5 protein-coding genes are annotated in these 2,902 nt (G+C 39.2%); all 5 read right to left on the bottom strand.

Annotated features, from left to right (window positions below; genetic code table 11):
- On the bottom strand, window positions 1-296 hold a 296-nt coding region (locus K737_RS07955), incomplete at its 3' end, for a histidine phosphatase family protein (protein WP_200863596.1).
- The gene (locus K737_RS03085) at window positions 293-805 is read right to left on the bottom strand and encodes a hypothetical protein (RefSeq protein WP_152531063.1); all 513 of its coding nucleotides are present in this window, start codon (window positions 803-805) and stop codon (window positions 293-295) included. The genes K737_RS03085 and K737_RS07955, both read right to left, overlap by 4 nt.
- A 155-nt stretch (window positions 806-960) precedes the next feature.
- On the bottom strand, window positions 961-1,389 hold the full coding sequence (locus K737_RS11960) for a GNAT family N-acetyltransferase (RefSeq protein ID WP_035574978.1): 429 nt from the start codon (window positions 1,387-1,389) through the stop codon (window positions 961-963).
- Window positions 1,390-1,941: 552 nt separating this feature from the next.
- A complete protein-coding gene (locus K737_RS03075) occupies window positions 1,942-2,226 on the bottom strand; it encodes a hypothetical protein (protein WP_006301156.1) in 285 nt (94 codons plus the stop codon).
- 150 nt (window positions 2,227-2,376) lie between these two features.
- A partial coding sequence (locus tag K737_RS10010; protein WP_035574974.1) for a diphosphomevalonate/mevalonate 3,5-bisphosphate decarboxylase family protein occupies window positions 2,377-2,902 on the bottom strand: 526 nt, incomplete at its 5' end.

Raw genomic sequence — 2,902 nt, 5'->3', positions numbered from 1 at the left:
CCTTTGAGCTGGCCTTCTTTTTCGCCCCAGCATGCCTCTTGTAATTCAGTGATTTCGATGATAGGAGCTTTTATGTGCTGGGTAATGATATCTGCCGTCTTGCAAGCTCTGCGTAAAGGAGAGCTCACAATAGTCGCTATAGGTTCGTTTTTTAGCAATTCTGCTGCATTTAAGCCTTGAGAAACGCCTCGATCATTGAGAGGAATATCTTGGCTGCCCATGGCTCTATGCTCAAGGTTCCAATCCGTTTCACCGTGCCTAAGGAAATAAAATGGCTTGAGAGGAAGTCCTTTCATGACTCACTCCCGTAAGTTTGACTATAGCCAGGTAGTTTTTCTTGCAATATCTGCCATGCTTTTTCCCAAGTCTCTTTGTTTAAGAGTTGAGGATGAATAGACTTAGGGCGCAATCTGAAATCAGACAATTCAAACCCCCATTCGATCCCACCAATACAATGGATAGATTTTTTCTGATGGTCCACTTTTACGGCAAACGCATGACCTTTCCAAAAACGAATAGGCTTATTGAATAAGGAATAAGTCCATAAGGGGGCATCATAGAAATCCTGCTCATATGTATAAAATGGGTAAGCTGAGCCCGGACTATCTATGTTTGCTGCGTCAATAAATACTCTCCACTTTGGCGCTTTTGAATCTGTATAAACAATATGAACCCAAGCATTATGGGACTGGCCTGCTTGAATATGAATAGAAGGGAAGTAAGGATTTAAACAATTTGGTTTAGAGTTTTCTAGCAAATAAACATCAAAATTATTACCTCCACCAGAACCTAGCTTGAAATTCAATTTTCTGTCATCACTATGTATGCATGTGTGGATATTAGCGCCTCCGGAATGATTAACATCAGGTGATTTCCAAGTGCCCAGCCAAATTATCAGAAAACAAAGCAGAGTTATCAATATAGCGAAAATCAGCTTAAACATCTTGCTGCTATGCCTTATCATCCCAAAACCTTTTTCATATAATAGCGCTTATGGCTTTTGGGGCAGTCGTCTAAAATCCCGAATACTTCATAGCCATGTTTTAGATAGAAATCTTTCGCCTGGAAATCAAAGGTATCGAGGTGAGCCAGAGTTGCCCCAAGTTTCTTAGCTTCATTTTCTACAGGACTAAGCAGTTTACTACCCAGACGATTTTTATAATATTTTTCGTCTACGGCTAAAATATCCACAAACAACATACCCCAACAATACATCAAAGAAGTAATGCCCGCGATAATTAATCCGCTATCATCCTTTATACAAAAATTTAAATTAATAAAAGGCTGTTCCTGGATGAATGGTGCTTTGCTATTATTGTATGAGGTTATTTTATTTTCTATAACACTCACTTCCTGTGGTTGGACTTTAACAACATGAAATGGGGCAATATCAAATGATCTGACCCAATCTGCCAATTCCCCTGCAACTTCATGCAAAGCAAGATCTGTTGTATCAAGGATTTTTACATTCGCAACTTCTTCATAGCTTTTAAGAGCAGATAGCCTGGTAAAATCCATTATATCGGCTGCATCTTCTTGGATAACATGGGGAGTCCACTCAGGGTCTTGATGATACATACGAAGCCAAGCAGCCCAGTTCAGCATGTTTTGATCAGCACCATAGGTGTTGCGCTTTTTGAGTCGCCCAATACGCTCGAAATCACTGACGTCTAAAAGACAGAAGTTGATTTTATCTATTTGTTTAGCTGAAGGGCAGCTCAGTATTTCGCCTAAAACAATTTGACCCAGTAAACATGCGTCTTTGCCTTCGCTCAATAATTTCTGTAGCCACTTTTTGGTGGATTCCCCGCGCCATTTTTTGTCAGCACCATCTGGTACGCTAATATCGTCAAAATCACAAACAGCGATGTCATCTCCCAAAAGCTCTTTAAATGAGGCATCACAGCTGTTTTACCGCTGCCACCACCTATAAATATAATCTCATAAAATCTTCCTCGTATTATAAGCGTCATACGCTCTCTCTATTGCGCCATTCGGCAGAAAAACAGGCTGTAAGTGTTCAAAGCATTGCATACGATCGTCACCACCTTCATCAAACAGAAAGATATATTCACAATAATCGCCGATGTCCTGAATAATACGTTCAAAACGATAGTAGCAAAGAACATCCTTGTTTATCGTTGTTTGGCCATAGCCCTGATAAAATAGCGATTCTTCTTCGGAGGCTGCCAGGCCACTATCCCAAATGCCAGCGCCGATAAACATCAGATCACGTTCCTTGGGAGCAAAGATGAGGGTTCTGTCGCATCTGTTTTATTCCTGATAATTTATATTATTGTTAATATACCCTATCTCAGAAATTTACACACTTAGTGATTCAGAGCCTTACGTTTTGGTCCGGCATTAAAGGCTAAATTAAAATAACACGTTAACGATTTTAGCTTGAGGCAAATATTTTCTTACTATTGCTTCATCTTTTGCTTCAAATAATAAAAATACATTGGCACCAGCATCTATTGTAAAATAAATATCAGCTTGTTTGTCATTTCTTAACTTCCAAACTTTATTCATTATAGAGATGGTTTGCTCGCTCCAATAAAGCAATGGTGGCCAAGAGGTAATAGCAGTGACATGCATTGCTAATGCATTACTTTCAGCTATCTCACCAACTGTTATTATATCATGTGCTTTTATAGCAGATTTCATCTTAGTTATATCTACATTTGATTTTTCTACCCAAGCTTTGTAAAAAGGAGAAGTGTTTTTAGCCAAGTTCATGCCATCACGAGAGCTAATGTCTTTGCTCTCGTCACTGACTACTATCACGCCAACCATTAAATTATCCCATCCTTTAGATACCATTTCAGTAGCATAACTATCTGTACCATCTGCTTTTTTTCCTGCTTGCCAATATACAAAACCTGGTGGAATTGATCGTGCT

Origin of the sequence: Holospora undulata HU1, assembly GCF_000388175.3 — a bacterium.
Classification (GTDB): domain Bacteria; phylum Pseudomonadota; class Alphaproteobacteria; order Holosporales; family Holosporaceae; genus Holospora; species Holospora undulata_A.
The sequence above is the reverse complement of the archived record's forward strand: the minus strand, read 5'-3'. Positions and strand labels throughout refer to the sequence as shown.

Coding starts and splice junctions, on each gene's coding strand:
- K737_RS03075 (WP_006301156.1), bottom strand. CDS start 2,226: ATGTTTATCGGCGCTGGCATTTGGGATAGTGGCCTGGCAGCCTCCGAA.